The sequence below is a fragment of the Enterobacter sp. LU1 genome (assembly GCF_008271405.2).
Classification (GTDB): Bacteria; Pseudomonadota; Gammaproteobacteria; order Enterobacterales; family Enterobacteriaceae; genus Enterobacter; species Enterobacter hormaechei_C.
The window spans coordinates 961211-975695 of sequence record NZ_CP043438.2; the positions used below are offsets into that span (position 1 = coordinate 961211).

The window sequence follows — 14485 nt, forward strand, 5'->3', positions numbered from 1 at the left end:
CCCATAACATACCACGATGCCCGGCGGGTTTCGCGGCCTTCTGCCATAATGTTTTGGGGATGCTGAAGGGGGGCGCGTGAAAGGAAAAGGTCTGCTTATTCTTATTGTTATTGCCGGGATCGCCACGGTGGGCTACCGCTGGTTGCCGCCGTATTACAATCCTTTCGTGCCGCTTACGCTTGACGATCCGCCCGGAAAAATAACCCAGTTTAAACTTCGACGTTTAACACCGCAGGCATGCGAAAGCCTGTTAGCGCAGGCGAATCAACGCCAGCTTATCCGTACCCAGGCTGTCGCTGACAGCGCCGGTGAGTGTCCGCTGAGTAACGTGGTGCGCGTGCGCGATTTTGGCCCGGTGAGCCTGAACAGCAGCTTTCTGGCCAGTTGTCCGCTGGCGTTAAGTTCGGCGCTGTTTGTCAGCCAGCAGGCCCGACCGCTCACTAAAACTTGGACGGGAAGCGAGCTTACCCGTATTGAACATCTGGGCAGCTTCGCCTGCCGCAATATCTACAGCCGCCCGGATGCGCGGCGCAGCGAACATGCCACGGCGGATGCGCTGGATATCAGCGCTTTCAGGCTGGCAAATGGACAGCGCGTTACCGTCCTGAACGGCTGGAAAGCGGAAAAGACGCAGCCCTGGCTACAGGCCCTGCTCTCGGCAAGCTGTGGCTATTACGGTAACGGTCTGGGGCCGGACTATAATGCCGCCCATGCCAACCATTTCCATCTGGGGATGCGCGGCTATGGATTATGTCGATGAAGCATAATCTTCCGCCAAAAATTGGATAAATTGTGACTTATTTCACAAATATGATGACTGGGAAGATAAAACACCAAAGTCTGCAAGGCCGCATCTCTGGCGCTATGTCATTGCGCGTAACTTGCTAATCTGTCGGCGAATTCGCCTAAAAATGAAGACTATTTCTGTTATGGAATCCTGGAAAGTTAATCTCATTTCAGTCTGGTTCGGCTGCTTCTTCACCGGACTGGCTATCAGCCAAATATTGCCCTTCCTGCCGCTGTATGTGTCGCAGCTGGGAGTGACTTCTCATGAAGCGCTCTCGATGTGGTCCGGCCTGACGTTCAGCGTGACGTTTCTGGTCTCCGCCATTGTGTCGCCGATGTGGGGCAGCCTGGCGGATCGCAAGGGGCGCAAGTTGATGCTGCTCCGCGCCTCGCTGGGGATGGCGATAGCCATTTTGCTCCAGGCCTTCGCCACCAACGTCTGGCAGCTGTTTATTCTGCGGGCGATAATGGGGCTGACCTCCGGTTACATTCCGAATGCCATGGCGCTGGTGGCCTCACAGGTACCGCGTGAGCGAAGCGGCTGGGCGCTCAGCACGCTTTCCACGGCCCAGATCAGCGGGGTCATTGGCGGCCCGCTGCTCGGCGGCTTCCTGGCGGACCATGTCGGGCTGCGTGCGGTCTTTATCATTACCGCGATCCTGCTAACGATCAGCTTTCTGGTCACCCTTTTTCTGATTAAAGAGGGCGGGCGGCCTGTTGTCAGTAAATCCGAACGCCTGAGCGGAAAAGCGGTTTTCGCCTCGCTGCCTTATCCTGGCCTGATGATTAGCCTCTTTGTGACGACGATGGTGATCCAGCTCTGTAACGGTTCGGTAGGGCCGATTCTGGCGCTGTTTATCAAGTCGATGGCGCCGGACAGCAGCAACATTGCTTTTCTGAGCGGGATGATTGCCGCGGTGCCGGGCGTGTCGGCGCTGATGTCTGCTCCGCGTCTGGGGAAACTGGGCGACAGGATCGGTACGGCACGTATTCTGATGGCAACGCTCATCATTGCGGTGATCCTTTTCTTTGCCATGTCATTCGTCACCACACCTCTTCAGCTCGGCATCCTGCGCTTCCTGCTTGGCTTCGCAGATGGCGCCATGCTGCCCGCTGTTCAGACGCTGCTGGTGAAATATTCCAGTGACCAGGTAACCGGCCGCATTTTTGGCTACAACCAGTCGTTCATGTATTTAGGCAACGTAGCGGGCCCGCTTATCGGCGCCTCGGTCTCGGCGATGGCGGGTTTCCGCTGGGTATTTGCCGCGACGGCGGTGGTGGTCCTGCTGAATATTATTCAACTGGCCTTTGCCTTGCGACGCCGCAGGCGAATCGCTGAGGCAAAGTCGGCCCGGTAAACACGATAATATATTATTTATTCTTATGAACGCCGCATTTTTATATAACGAAATGCGGCGCCTTTCTTTCAGGAAAACGTTTCGCTTTCGCGCTGAAATATCTTTTTTGGCAGCGATGTCACTTTTGCATAAGATAAAGCCAATCCATGCTTTTCATTATTCAGAGAGGGTGTTAATTTCAGGGGAAATCACATAAGGAAATAGCACCATGAAAAATCTCATTGCTGAGTTGTTGGTTAAGCTTGCCCAAAAGGAAGAAGAGTCGAAAGAGCTGGTTGCCCAGGTCGAGGCGCTGGAAATCGTTGTGACGGCGCTGCTGCGACAGATGGCAAAACCGGAGCAGGAGGCGTTGATCGACAACGTTGAAGGCGCGCTGGAAAAAGCGCGTCCTGATTCCCAGGTGCCTGCGGAAGATGCGGAGCTGCTTCAGCAATACGTAAAGAAGCTTTTAAGGCATCCTCGCAGCTAACCTGTCTGAGGTGAAATGACGTGTCACAGAATTGTCATGCAGGATGCCTGGCGTCGCTCTGTTTTTATTTTTACACATTTATGCAGGGAAAATTAAATTGAGACAGAGCACACCTTTCACCGCATAATTTCTGTTATTAATTACCGCCTCCCCCCCGGCGAAACCGGTTAATGAATATTGTGCCGATACAGGGCTGAAATAACCGCAGAGCCCGGCGAAAATCAGAGTCGCAGGGTGGTTTTTTTCCCGTAACGAGCCAGACTTAACGTGGAACTTCACATAAAGGATGGTGCAATGAAAACAACAATACTGGTTACCCTGCTCTCTGGCCTGTGTCTGATCGCCTCAGCACACGCGGAAGAGAAAACGTTAACGCCCCAGCAGCAGCGCATGACGACCTGTAACCAACAGGCGACATCGCAAAGCCTGAAAGGGGATGCCCGTAAAACGTACATGAGCGACTGCCTTAAAAATGGTGCGGCTAAACCCGGTGAAAAAAGCCTGACCCCACAGCAGCAAAAAATGCGTGAGTGCAACGCCCAGGCGACACAGCAGATGCTGAAAGGCGACGATCGCAGCAAGTTTATGAGCGCGTGCCTCAAAAAACAGGCGTAGTGCTAACGGGTGAGTCACGGCTGTGGCTCACCCAAAATTTCATACTTTCCCCGCTATCCCCCTCTCTATAATTTGGGAAAATGTTTCAGAATATTCCCAAAAATGATGAATGATGAGTTTTATGACAATCACGAGAACATTCGGGAAGCGTGGCACCAGCAGCTTTCTCAGGATGATTCATACCGTTCCGGTCTGCGATTTGCCCGGCGAATACGGCTGGCACGCATCGTTGGTCTGGCGGCGCTATTCGTTCCGCTTGCCAGCGTCCTGGTGAGCCAGTTTCTTTCCGGCGTCTGGTGGTTATTGCTGGTGGGCTGGGTCTTTGTCTGGCCCCATCTGGCCTGGCAGCTGGCTTTTCGTTCGGCTGAACCCCACAGCAGTGAAATTGTTAATCTGAAAATCGATGCCATTATTGCCGGTGTCTGGATGGGGCTAACAGGGTTCAATGCGCTACCAACAGCGGCGCTGATCGTGATGATCGGCATGAATATGATGGGATCGGGGGGATGTCGGTTATTTCTGACAGGACTGGCGCTGCTTGCTCTGTCTGCTCTGCTCACCGTGCAATCCACGGGTACTCCTGTGGTATTGACCTCTGAACCGCTGTCGTTGTGGCTGACGCTCCCCGTGCTGGTGGTCTATCCCATACTGTTTGCCTGGCTCAGCCACCGCACGGCGATCCGTCTGGCAGAGCATAAGCGTCGGCTTGAGCTGATGAGTACCCGCGACGGCATGACCGGCGTGTTCAATCGCCGTCACTGGGAAACGCTGCTGCGTAATGAATTTGAGGCCTGCCGTCGCAGCCATCGACAGGCGACGATACTGCTCATCGATATCGATCACTTCAAGACGATCAACGACACCTGGGGGCATGACGTGGGGGATGAAGCGATTGTCGCCATCACGCGCCAGCTTCAGCTGACCCTGCGCTCAGGCGATTATATTGGCCGTTTTGGCGGGGATGAGTTCGCGGTGATCATGTCCGGCACGCCTGCCGACAGCGCGATTGCAGCGATGTCGCGCGTCCACGAACGGCTGGTCAACATGCCGCTGCACGGAGCACCTATGGCGAGGTTGTGTATCAGCGTTGGGGTTGCCCCCTGGGGGGCGCAGTTCACCCACTATCGTGAATGGCTAAAGGCGGCGGACGTGGCCCTCTATAAAGCCAAAAATGCCGGACGGGGCCGCACCGAAGTGGCCGCCTGACGCCCGGCGTAGCGCATCAGGACTTACTGAGCTTCTCTGATTTTTCCATGCATTTTTCCATCGCCTCGATCACGGCGGAGCGGAACCCGCGATCTTCCAGCACGCGCACGGCTTCAATGGTTGTGCCCCCCGGTGAGCACACCATATCTTTCAGTTCGCCCGGATGTTTACCCGTTTCCAGCACCATTTTGGCCGAACCCATCACCGCCTGCGCTGCAAATTTGTAGGCCTGCGCGCGCGGCATTCCACCCAGTACGGCGGCATCGGCCATGGCTTCGATAAACATAAAGACATACGCCGGGGCAGAGCCGCTCACGCCGACTACCGGGTGGATCATCGGTTCGGCAATCACTTCCGCTTCGCCGAAGCAGCGGAAAATATTCAGTACATCCGCCACGTCTTCAGATGTGACCAGCGCGTTCGGGGTAACGGATGTCATACCGGCATTCACCAGCGACGGGGTGTTTGGCATGGCGCGAACAATCTTACGGTCGTGGCCCAGCGCGCGGGCGAGCTGATCGAGGGTCACGCCTGCGGCAATCGATACCACCAGGGTCTCTTTGTTAAGGCTGGAGGTGATCTCGCTCAGGACTTTAATCATGATATTCGGCTTAACGGCGCCAAAGACAATATCCGCCACCTGAGCCACGTCCTGTGCGCTTTCGGCAGCGTTGACACCATACTCATCACGCAGCGCCGCGACTTTATCCGGGGATGGGGTATAGACCCAAATCTGCCCCGGCAGCACCTGCCCGCTGGCAATCAGTCCGCCGAGGATAGCTTTGCCCATATTTCCGCAGCCGATAAACCCGATTTTCTTATCCATCACGTCTCTCCGTTATTATGCGTTGTTATCTCTCATTGATAGCTTAACAACGAAATGCAGGCGACAATAGTCACCAGAATCATAATGGGGAGAGACTATGGCGATTTGGGTTGATGCGGACGCGTGTCCGAATGTCATCAAAGAGATTTTATTTCGTGCTGCCGAGCGCGTGCAGATGCCGCTGACGCTGGTGGCGAACCAGAATATCCGCGTGCCGCCCTCCAGATACATCCGTTCTCTGCGCGTTCCGGCCGGGTTTGACGTGGCGGATAACGAGATAGTACGCCTGTGTGACGCAGGAGATCTGGTGATCACCGCGGATATCCCGCTGGCTGCCGATGTACTGGCGAAAGGGGCGGCGGCGCTGAACCCGCGCGGAGAACGCTATTCGCCGGCAACGATCCGCGAGAAGCTCACCATGCGTGATTTTATGGATACGCTTCGTTCCAGCGGCGTGCAAACCGGTGGGCCGGACAGCCTGTCGCAGCGCGATCGCCAGCAGTTTGCCGCCGAGCTGGATAAATGGCTGCTGGAAGTGAAGCGCCGCCCGGCGTAGCCCACCTCCGGGCGGTTTTGTGGTACAGTGTGGCTTCCACAGGCTTGTCATTCCGTACCGCTTTGCAGTAAAGTTAGCGCAACATCTACTGCAATCATTTCTTTACAGCCTTCAGTTATCCGGCAGCAAGGGGAACACCTGGTTATGAACCCACCCATCTTTTTAGTTGGCCCTCGCGGCTGTGGGAAAACCACCGTTGGTCTGGAGCTGGCGCGTCTGTGCCAGAGTCAGTTTGTCGATACTGACCATTGGCTCCAGGAGAATGCCGGTAAGACCATTGCCGATATCGTTGAGGATGAGGGTTGGGAGAGCTTTCGTGCGCGTGAAACAGCCACGCTGGAAGCGGTGACCGCGCCGTCAACCGTGATCGCGACCGGTGGGGGCATTATTCTGGCACCGTATAACCGCCAGTTTATGCGCGAAAAGGGTGTCGTGATCTACCTCTGTGCCCCGGTCTCTACGCTGGTGGGGCGGCTGGAGGCGTTTCCGGAAGAGGGACAGCGCCCGGCGCTGACCGCGAAACCGCTGAGTGAAGAGGTCAGCGACGTCCTCGCCGAACGCGATGCACTGTACCGCGAGGCGGCACACCACGTTGTGGATGCGTCAGCGTCACCCGAGAAAGTTGCGATTCAGATTATTACCGCCCTGCGTTTGGCTTGCGCCAGCTAACAGCCGTCTATACTCATAGCTCAGACATAAAAAAAGGATGAGCTATGCCAACCAGACCTCCCTATCCACGTGAAGCCCGCATCGTTACCGTTGAAAAAGGTAACGGCGATCAGACCGTAACCTGGTACCAGCTGCGTGCCGATCACCCTAAACCTGATTCGCTGATCAGCGAACATGAAACCGAACAGGAAGCGCTGGATGCGAAACGGCGCTATGAGGATCCTGAGAAGTCCTGACAGGAATCCGAATTCGTTACAACCGTGCCTGAATCACACTTTTAACATATCGCTGATGTTAAGCAGCAGTTAATATTTAGTTATTACAGGTGGATTCGGAAAGGCCAGTCGATCTTTACATTACGGTGTAGAGATCCCCTGCTACCCTTGGTGCTGTTTTGTTGAAAAAATGAACAGTGCAGCGTAGTGAGCCTGTACCTGTGTGGCAGTTGTGGTAGTAACGGAAGGCGATCAAAATGAAGGCGACGTTGGCGATCCTCACGATTGGTGTGGTGCCTGTAAGCGAAGTATTACCGCTCTTAACCGAGCATGTCTCTGAACAACAAATTACGCATCTCAGTCTGTTAGGGAAGCTGAGTCGGGAAGAGGTCATGGAAGACTACGCGGTCGGAGAGGGGGAAGATCCCCTGGCAACGTTACTCAGTGACGGTAAACTGGCGCATGTGTCGCGCCAGAAAATCGAACGCGCGCTACAGGGCGTGATCGAAGTGCTCGACAATCAGGACTATGACGTTATTTTGCTGATGAGCACAGCACCCGTTAAAGGGCTCAGCGCGCGTAATGCCATTCTGCTCGAACCGATGCGGATTATCCCCCCGCTGGTGGCCTCAATTGTTGATGGTCATCAGGTTGGGGTCATCGTTCCCGTTGAGGAACTGCTGGATAACCAGACGGTGAAGTGGGCCGCGCTGGAGCACACCCCGCTGTACGCGCTGGCAAACCCGTTCTGGGACAGCGAAGCGAAGCTGATTGCAGCCGGGCAGGAGTTGATCGACAGAGGGGCGGATGTCCTGATGCTCGACTGCCTGGGCTTCCATCAGCGGCATCGTGATTTACTGCAAAAGGCGCTGGATGTTCCGGTGCTGCTCTCTAACGTCCTGATGGCGCGCCTGGCGTCAGAATTACTGGTGTAATGATTTTGCGTGACAGGTCATGAGCATGGCCCCTATAGTGGATTTTTCTCTATAAATATAAGGGCCAGTTCATGCTTCAAAGTAACGAATACTTTTCCGGTAAAGTGAAATCCATTGGTTTTACCAGCAGCAGCACTGGCCGCGCCAGTGTCGGCGTAATGGCGGAAGGGGAATACACCTTTGGCACCGCAGAAGCGGAAGAGATGACGGTGGTCAGCGGCGCGCTGAACGTCCTGCTGCCAGGTGAAACGGAGTGGAAAGTCTATAGTGCCGGGCAGGTCTTCAACGTGCCGGGCCACAGCGAGTTCCATTTGCAGGTTGCAGAGCCAACCTCTTATCTGTGCCGCTATCTGAAATAAAAGCATGCCGGGTGGCGCATTCGCTTACCCGGCCTGCGTTTTGCCTGTCAGCGCTGCGCTTCGCCGCCGAGACCTTCCACCAGGTTCTGAATCAGCGCCGCCAGCTCGCCGGTCATCAGGATAAAGTCTGCGTCAAAGCGCTGAGCATAATCTTCGCGGTCGATATCTTCGTTCTGATCGCGCAGTTCATCGCAGAACTTAAGGCGCTTCACGGAGCCGTCATCACACATCACAAACTGAATGCGCTGCTGCCAGTCGAGTGCCAGTTTGGTCACCACTTTGCCCGCTTCAATGTGCACGGCGATTTCGTCGCTCACCAGATCCTGTTTCTTCGCGCGGATCACGCCGCCATCTTCCAGCAGCGCTTTCAGCTCTGCTTCATCAAGGATCTGGAAGCCCTGCGCGGCAGTCCCGCTGCGCACCCACTCGGTCAGGGTCAGCTCAATCGGCGTTTCCAGCGCCAGCGGTACCACCGGTAATGAGCCAAGGCTCTTACGCAGCAGCGCCAGCGTATCTTCCGCTTTTTTGGCGCTGGCGCAGTCCACCATGATCAGCCCGTTAACAGTGTCGATCCACATCATGGTCTGGCTAAAGCGGCTAAAAGCGCGCGGCAGCAGCGAGTGCAGCACTTCATCCTTCAGCGAATCTTTTTCGGTTTTTTTAAGCTTACGGCCCTGTTCAGCTTCCAGCTTGAAGATCTTCGCTTCGAGCGCCTGCTTAACCACGGGCGTCGGCAGGATCTTCTCTTCTTTACGGGCGCAAACGATGATTTGCCCCGTGCTGCTGGCGTGGGTCAGCGCATCGCTTTGAGAACCCATTGGCGGAACCCAGCCGGTTTTTGCCATATCCTGGCTACCGCAAGGGGTAAAGGAGTAAGCGGCTAACTGTTTTTCCATCTCTTCTGCACGCAGCGAAACGTCGCGGCTGAGACGGTAAACCATCAAATTTTTGAACCACAGCATGATAATTTCCACGGCCTTGTCGTTAAATCAGCGGGCATGATAACGAATTGTCGCATCGCTTGCATTGCTAATCGGGAAGCGGGCTTCTACTCTGTTGATAATCAAAATAATGAGGAGTGTCTTGTGCGTATTGGGATTGATTTGGGCGGCACCAAAACAGAAGTTATTGCGCTGAGCGAGCAGGGGGAGCAACTGTTTCGCCACCGTCTGCCTACGCCGCGCGATGATTATCACCAGACCATAGAGACGATTGCCCGCCTGGTCGATATGGCAGAGCAGGCAACGGGCGAGACGGGCACGGTCGGGATGGGGATCCCCGGCTCCATTTCGCCGTATACCGGCGTGGTGAAAAACGCCAACTCCACCTGGCTCAACGGTCAGCCGTTTGATAAAGACTTAAGCCAACGCCTGAACCGGGAGGTGCGTCTGGCGAATGATGCCAACTGCCTGGCGGTGTCTGAGGCCGTGGATGGCGCAGCGGCTGGCGCGCAGACCGTATTTGCGGTCATTATCGGCACCGGCTGCGGGGCGGGCGTGGCCTTCGGTGGGCGCTCGCATATTGGCAGCAACGGCACCGCGGGCGAGTGGGGACACAATCCGTTGCCGTGGATGGACGAAGATGAACTCAAATACCGCGCCGAAGTACCGTGCTACTGTGGCAAGCAGGGCTGTATTGAGACCTTTATTTCCGGCACGGGGTTTGCCACCGATTATCATCGTCTGAGCGGTCAGCCGCTGAAAGGTAACGAGATTATGCGTCTGGTTGAGGAGCAGGATCCGGTGGCTGAACTGGCGCTCAACCGCTACGAAATGCGGCTGGCTAAGTCACTGGCGCATGTGATCAATATTCTTGATCCCGACGTGATTGTACTGGGCGGAGGCATGAGCAACGTCGACCGGCTGTACGCCACGGTGCCAACGCTGGTGAAACAGTGGGTATTTGGCGGCGAGTGCGAAACGCCGATCCGCAAAGCCGTCCACGGTGACTCCAGCGGCGTACGCGGCGCGGCGTGGCTCTGGCCGGAATAAACGCAAAACCGTTTTTGATGTTTGTGCCCTCTCCCCGTGGGAGAGGGCCAGGGTGAGGGCACCAGAGCGCATCATCCCCCCATTTACTGCACCGCAAACTCCCTGTCCAGCCTGCTATATCCCAGCCCGTTGATCTTCTTCACTTTGATCTGCACCGGAATGCGCTCTTTCATTGCCTCTACGTGGCTGATCACGCCAATGGTTTTCCCGGTGGCGTTCAGCGCGTCGAGCGCGTCCAGCGCGGTGTCCAGCGTTTCGCTGTCGAGCGTGCCGAATCCTTCATCCAGGAACAGCGAGTCAATGCGCGTTTTGTGACTGACCAGATCGGAAAGCGCTAAAGCCAGCGCCAGACTGACCAGGAAACTCTCCCCGCCGGAAAGGGTACGGGTATCGCGTACCGCATCGGCCTGCCAGGTATCGACCACTTCCAGCTCCAGCGCGTCGCTGGCTTTACGCTGAAGCAGATAGCGGCCATGCAGACGGTTGAGCTGCTGGTTGGCAAGCCACACCAGATTATCCAGCGTCAGCCCCTGGGCGAATTTACGGAATTTATCGCCGGTGCTGGAGCCTATCAGCGCGTTGAGATAGCCCCAGTCGTCGGCCTGACGCGCCGCCTCCTCAATCTGCTGCATAAGCGCCTGCTGGTGCAGACGGTTATCGGCGTCCTGTTTGAGCTGCTGGCGGATCTCCCCCTGATGCGTGGTGTTGTTCCGAAGCTGTTGCGCCAGCTGGTGTAACTGCGCCTGAAGCGTTGCGGCATCGGTTTCCAGCCCCTCGGGGCGCTGTGCCTGATGCGCCTGAAGCTGCATGCTTGCCTGCACCGAAAGCGCCGTGGCCTGCTGGAGCTGGTTCTCCAGCGTCTGCTTTTGTTGTTCAAGCTGGCGGATCGACGTTTCATCCAGCAGGGCGGAGAGAAATGCTTCCCGATCGGCAAAGCAGCTCGCGGTCAGCGCGGCGTTGAACTGAGCCTGTGATTGCTGGAGCCGTTCACGCTCAAGCGTCTCCTGTTGCTGTAGGGTGGTGAGCTGACTTTGCAGCGACACGCATTCGTCGTGGATGCCGCGCCAGTTCTCAGGGATAACCGCGTCGGCTTCTGCATCATTGGTAACCGGCAGCGTTTCCAGAATGGGCATCAGGGCGTTAATACCTTCCTGAATCGTACCGTGCTGGGCCTGTTTTTCCTGCCACAGGGTATATTCGCTTTCGCGCGCGCTCAGCCAGGCGCTTTCAGCCCCTTCATCGGGCACGCTAAGCGACAGCGATTGTAACGAGGCCGCCAGCGCCTGACGCGTCGCCGTCAGCTGCTGCTGGTACTGGCGCGCCTGACCTTCCTGTTCATTGAGCTGGTTTTGCAGCGTCAGACGCTGGCTGAGCTGATACAGCTGGCGTTCATACTGTTCCTGTTCGCTCATCCAGGGGGCAATATCATCCTGAATATTCAGCGCTATGTTCAGGGAGGCGCAGACCTCCAGCCACTCTTTAGTGAGTGCTTGCTCTTCCTCAGAGAGAGTCTGTGCTTCCTCTGTCTCGCGCTGGATCTGCTGGGTCAGCGCATTCACCTGCCCGAGCACCAGCAATCCTTCCTCTTTTAGCGCGGCAACCTCTTTCTCCAGCGCGTCGCGGCGGCGCTGATTGTCGGTCAGTTCAAGCGCCTGATATTGCACAACTGCCGGGTGTTCGCGTGAACCGCAGAGCGGGCAAGGCTTACCCGCTTCGAGCTGTGCACGATAGTTCTCAAGATCCTTGATTGTCGCCTCACGCTCACAGAGCGCTTTCAGGTCGGCATAGTGCTGATTTTTCTCTTTGAACTGCTGACGCCGCAGGATCAGCGTTTCATTGAGCTTACCCTGCTCAGCCTGCGCTTTCTGCACGCTTTCCGCATTCTGGCGCAGTCGTTTTTGCAGCGGCTGATAGCGAGCGTGAAGCGCGGTCAGACGCTGGCGGAGCGCCCGCGATTGTGCCTGTTGCTCCATTGCCGTCGCGAGATCCTCAGCCGTCAGCGTCAACCTACTTTCAGGCATCTCAGCCAGCTTCTGACGAAGCTCAGCCATACGCGCTGACTGGGCAACAAGCTGATTCTTATCGCGATTCAGCTGCGTAAAATGCGCCCGCCAGCCGGCAATTTCCTGCCCCCACTGACGGAAACGATCGTGTTCGGTCAGCCACTGCGTCAGTACCGTGTGCTCTGCCTGCAACTGTTCACGGTTGCGCAGCGCACCGTTACGGATACGCGAGCGCTGCGCCGCTCTGTCGAGTAAGCGAGTATTTACTTCAACAATTCGCTCTGTTGTCTGTGCCAGGCGGGTGGTCTGCTCCTGCTGATACTCCCATAGCGGACGTAGCTGGGCGGCGGGCTGCGCCAGCTTGAGCTTCGCCAGTTGGGGCGCGGCGTCTGTCAGAGCCTGTTGCGCCTGCTGCTGCGAAGCGGCTGCACGCTGCTGCTCACGTATCAGTTCGTCGTTACGCGTAAGCCACTGAAAATCTTTCTGTTGGCTTTGCTGCTGTGCCAGCAGGACTTTTTCTTCGTCAGTAAGTGCCTGCAAACTTTGCTGCAAGTGCTGCTGCTGTTCCTCGCTCAGCAGCACAACCCCTGCGGCCTGCGCTTCGCACATCTCCAGCGCGTTACGTGCCGCTTTGTGTTTTTCGAAAACCATGGCGGAAATCTGGCCGTAAATTTCCGTGCCGGTCAGTTCTTCCAGCAGCTCAGCGCGATCGCTCGGTTTAGCATTCAGGAAGGCGGCAAACTGCCCCTGAGAGAGCAACATCGAACGGGTAAAGCGACCATAGTCCAGCCCGGTAAGCGTGGCGGTTTGTTCCAGCTTATCCGTGACTTTGTCGGCCAGAATTTTGCCGTCTTCGCAGCGGGCCAGCTCAACGCGCGGTGCCTGTAAGTTCCCGTCCGGCTGGTTGCGGGCGCGGTTCTGGCTCCAGAAAGCGCGATAAGCAACACCTTTGACCTCAAATTCTACTTCCGCCAGGCATTCGGCGGTATCGCGCGTCATCAGGTCGTTTTGCGCCTGAGAGACCTTATTAAGACGCGGCGTTTCGTGGTAAAGCGCCAGGCAGATGGCATCCAGCAGCGTGGTTTTACCCGCGCCGGTTGCGCCGGTGATGGCAAACAGCCCGTTGCTGGCGAACGGCTCCGCGGTGAAATCAATTTTCCACTCACCCTTTAGCGAATTCAGATTTTTCAGGCGCAGGCTCAGAATTTTCATGCGTTTTCGTCCTCGTCATGGAGGGAATGCAGGGTCTGGGCAAACAGCTCGTTAAGCCTGGTGCGTCTGGCCTCGTCCACCTCTTCATGCGCAAGCCGCCGCGCGAACACCTCTTCAACCCGAAGTTCACTAAGCGTTTCACGCTGGGCGTTGAGCAGTATTTTCTCGCGCTGCTCGCGGCTGCGGCGTACCAGCAGCACCTCCACGGGAAGGTCTTCCGTCAGCGTCTGTATTTTACGCTGCATATCGTACAGGTAGTCGTCGGTGGTGATTTCGATATCGAGCCAGACGGGGGGATTAAGCGCTGCGCCGCGCCACTGCTCAAGCTGAGCGGTAATAGCGGCCAGATCGCCTTTCAGCACCGCCAGCGGCTGGGTGACCGGCACCTCAAGCGTCTCAACGGCGCTGAGTTTGCCTCCGGTGAAGCTCACCAGATGCACGGATTTGGCTTTGCCCGTTTCGTCAAAACTGAGCGAAATGGGCGAGCCGCAGTAGCGGATATGCTCGCAGCCGCCGATGATCTGCGCCCGGTGAATATGCCCGAGGGCAATGTAGTCGGCGGGAGGGAAGTTTTGCGCCGGAAACGCGTCCAGCGTACCGATATAGATCTCGCGCACCGCATCACTCTTACTGGCTCCGACGGTGGTGAGGTGCCCGGTGGCAATGATCGGAATGGCCTGATCGCCGCGCAGGGCGCAGGCTTCCGTATGTTGCTGGTGATAATAGCGGGTGATGGCCTGCAACAGATGCTGCTGTTTTTCGCTGCCGGACAGACCTGCCTGGCTTTGCACGATATCGCGCGGGCGTAAAAACGGAATTGGGCACAGCACTGCGCCCGGCGTGCCGTCGCGTTTTTTCAGGATCTGCGGCGCGTGTCCGGCGCTGGCCACCACGGTGGTATTGAGGAACGCCAGAATATCGCGGGATTCATTCAGCGTCGCCACCGAGTCATGGTTTCCGGCGACAATCACCAGGTGACAACCGGTTTGCTGGAGGTTGACCACAAAACGGTTGTACAGCTCACGCGCATAGCTCGGCGGCGATCCGGTATCAAAAATGTCGCCCGCCACAATAATCGCGTCCACCTCGTGAGCCTGAGCCGTCTCCAGCAGCCAGTTCAGGAACGCTTCATGTTCCGCGGCGCGGCTTTTGCTGTAAAAATTTTGACCCAGGTGCCAGTCTGAGGTGTGAAGTATGCGCATAAAAGATCCGTGGCAATAATAAGAAAGCAGGATTATAAACGTTCGGGGAACGGAAAATAACCGCTGTAATAAAACAACAGTTT

Annotated in this window: 15 protein-coding genes; 11 read left to right on the plus strand and 4 right to left on the minus strand. The window is 56.5% G+C overall.

The genetic code is table 11. The features are described 5' to 3' along the window. Window positions 1-76 precede the first annotated feature (76 nt). From FZF21_RS04525 to adrA, 5 genes are all read left to right on the plus strand, one after another. On the plus strand, window positions 77-760 hold the full coding sequence (locus FZF21_RS04525) for an extensin family protein (RefSeq protein WP_017383151.1): 684 nt from the start codon (window positions 77-79) through the stop codon (window positions 758-760). A 169-nt stretch (window positions 761-929) separates the two neighbouring features. After that, window positions 930-2144, plus strand: coding sequence for a multidrug efflux MFS transporter (locus FZF21_RS04530; RefSeq protein WP_015571317.1), 1215 nt, complete (start codon window positions 930-932; stop codon window positions 2142-2144). A 208-nt stretch (window positions 2145-2352) separates the two neighbouring features. Then, window positions 2353-2613, plus strand: a complete 261-nt coding sequence (gene iraP / locus FZF21_RS04535) for an anti-adapter protein IraP (protein ID WP_003859148.1) — start codon at window positions 2353-2355, stop codon at window positions 2611-2613. A 294-nt stretch (window positions 2614-2907) separates the two neighbouring features. Beyond that, window positions 2908-3228, plus strand: a complete 321-nt coding sequence (gene psiF / locus FZF21_RS04540) for a phosphate starvation-inducible protein PsiF (RefSeq protein ID WP_015571316.1) — start codon at window positions 2908-2910, stop codon at window positions 3226-3228. Window positions 3229-3330: 102 nt separating this feature from the next. Then, window positions 3331-4434, plus strand: coding sequence for a diguanylate cyclase AdrA (gene adrA, locus FZF21_RS04545; RefSeq protein ID WP_017694436.1), 1104 nt, complete (start codon window positions 3331-3333; stop codon window positions 4432-4434). Window positions 4435-4450: 16 nt separating this feature from the next. Here the strand turns inward: adrA and proC are convergent, their stop codons facing one another. After that, window positions 4451-5260, minus strand: a complete 810-nt coding sequence (gene proC / locus FZF21_RS04550) for a pyrroline-5-carboxylate reductase (protein WP_015571314.1) — start codon at window positions 5258-5260, stop codon at window positions 4451-4453. Between the two features lie 97 nt (window positions 5261-5357). On the opposite strand from proC, the gene FZF21_RS04555 reads away from it, so the two are divergent. The 5 genes from FZF21_RS04555 (at window position 5358) to ppnP (ending at window position 7994) form a co-directional block, all read left to right on the plus strand. Beyond that, entirely contained in the window at window positions 5358-5816 is a 459-nt protein-coding gene (locus FZF21_RS04555) for a YaiI/YqxD family protein (protein ID WP_003859141.1), read from the plus strand. 144 nt (window positions 5817-5960) lie between these two features. After that, window positions 5961-6485: a shikimate kinase AroL gene (gene aroL, locus FZF21_RS04560; protein ID WP_017383154.1), complete on the plus strand. Its 525-nt coding sequence runs from the start codon at window positions 5961-5963 to the stop codon at window positions 6483-6485. Between the two features lie 44 nt (window positions 6486-6529). After that, window positions 6530-6721 (plus strand): protein YaiA, encoded by a 192-nt coding sequence (gene yaiA, locus FZF21_RS04565; RefSeq protein ID WP_003859135.1) that lies wholly within the window; start codon window positions 6530-6532, stop codon window positions 6719-6721. 236 nt (window positions 6722-6957) lie between these two features. Beyond that, complete coding sequence (locus tag FZF21_RS04570; protein WP_003859133.1) at window positions 6958-7635, plus strand: AroM family protein; 678 nt, start codon at window positions 6958-6960, stop codon at window positions 7633-7635. Between the two features lie 71 nt (window positions 7636-7706). Further along, on the plus strand, window positions 7707-7994 hold the full coding sequence (gene ppnP, locus FZF21_RS04575) for a pyrimidine/purine nucleoside phosphorylase (RefSeq protein ID WP_003859131.1): 288 nt from the start codon (window positions 7707-7709) through the stop codon (window positions 7992-7994). 47 nt (window positions 7995-8041) lie between these two features. Here ppnP and rdgC read toward each other — a convergent pair whose 3' ends face one another. After that, window positions 8042-8956 carry a recombination-associated protein RdgC gene (gene rdgC, locus FZF21_RS04580; protein ID WP_006809928.1) on the minus strand — a complete coding sequence of 305 codons (915 nt, stop codon included), beginning with the start codon at window positions 8954-8956 and terminating at the stop codon, window positions 8042-8044. Window positions 8957-9079: 123 nt separating this feature from the next. Between rdgC and mak the strand changes: the two genes are divergently transcribed. Then, window positions 9080-9985 carry a fructokinase gene (gene mak, locus FZF21_RS04585; protein WP_045911121.1) on the plus strand — a complete coding sequence of 302 codons (906 nt, stop codon included), beginning with the start codon at window positions 9080-9082 and terminating at the stop codon, window positions 9983-9985. An 83-nt stretch (window positions 9986-10068) separates the two neighbouring features. Here the strand turns inward: mak and sbcC are convergent, their stop codons facing one another. Both sbcC and sbcD read right to left on the minus strand, forming a co-directional pair. Next, entirely contained in the window at window positions 10069-13200 is a 3132-nt protein-coding gene (gene sbcC / locus FZF21_RS04590; protein ID WP_047738058.1) for an exonuclease subunit SbcC, read from the minus strand. Next, entirely contained in the window at window positions 13197-14402 is a 1206-nt protein-coding gene (gene sbcD / locus FZF21_RS04595) for an exonuclease subunit SbcD (RefSeq protein ID WP_017694432.1), read from the minus strand. Before sbcD ends, sbcC begins: the two co-directional genes overlap by 4 nt. Window positions 14403-14485: the final 83 nt, after the last annotated feature.